The following is an 807-nucleotide window of genomic DNA, read 5'->3' on the forward strand; positions in this document are numbered from 1 at the left end:
GTCCTTGACGACGTCCCAGGGCAGGTAGGAGGTGGCTTCCTCGGTGGGTGTCCCGTCTCGGAAGTACCGCCGCTTGCGTGCCAGCACCTTGGCGCCAGGCTTGACCCCCAGCCGCTCAGCGATGTCCGGTGGAGCGTCCTCCGGCCCTACGAAGAGCACGTTCACCGATGGGATGCCGCCGGACTGCTCCGCCTCAGCCAGGTAGGCCGCCTTCCCGGCAAGCCGGTGGGCACGACGGACCCGGTCCGAGGACTTGCGCTGCACCGGAGGGCGAGAGCGGACGAAGGAGCCGCGGCCGTGGTGAGTCTCGATCAACTGCATCGTCCGCAGTTCGGCAATCGCCTTCCGCACCGTGCCGGATGCGACGCCGTACCTTGCCATCAGCTCGGTTTCACTGGGCACCGCTGCACCAGGTGCCAACGCTCCGGAGCGGATCTGCGCCGCAATGTCGTCCGCGATCTGCAGATACTTCGCCTTGGCCGTAGAGGCCGCTTCACCGCTCGCCATAGTCCTTCTGTTCTCCTATCCTCCTGTACATGAGTAGCAGCCGCCGAGAAGCCCCGTCAACGCCGCTCCACTCCGTGTCGGTGGCCGGCGTCGTGGTCCGTGAGGACGGCCGAGTCCTGGCTATCCGCCGGGCCGACAACGGAACCTGGGAGCCCCCGGGCGGCGTGCTCGAACTCGGCGAGACGGTCGAGGACGGCGTTCGCAGGGAGATCTACGAGGAGACCGGCATCAAGGTCACCGTGGACCGGCTGACCGGGGTCTACAAGAACATGACCCGTGGCATCGTCGCCCTGGTCTTCC

General features: G+C 67.2%; 2 protein-coding genes. One reads left to right on the forward strand and one right to left on the reverse strand.

Features of this window, described 5'->3' with window-relative positions:
* Positions 1–507: GntR family transcriptional regulator (locus tag ABD323_RS42390; RefSeq protein ID WP_344447388.1), on the reverse strand; the 507-nt coding region annotated here is incomplete at its 3' end.
* 17 nt (positions 508–524) lie between these two features.
* Between ABD323_RS42390 and ABD323_RS42395 the strand changes: the two genes are divergently transcribed.
* Positions 525–807, forward strand: a 283-nt coding sequence (locus ABD323_RS42395) for an NUDIX hydrolase (RefSeq protein ID WP_344447389.1), incomplete at its 3' end; no start/stop codon positions are given.

It is taken from the genome of Kitasatospora nipponensis (genome assembly GCF_039528135.1).
Lineage (GTDB): Bacteria > Actinomycetota > Actinomycetes > Streptomycetales > Streptomycetaceae > Kitasatospora > Kitasatospora nipponensis.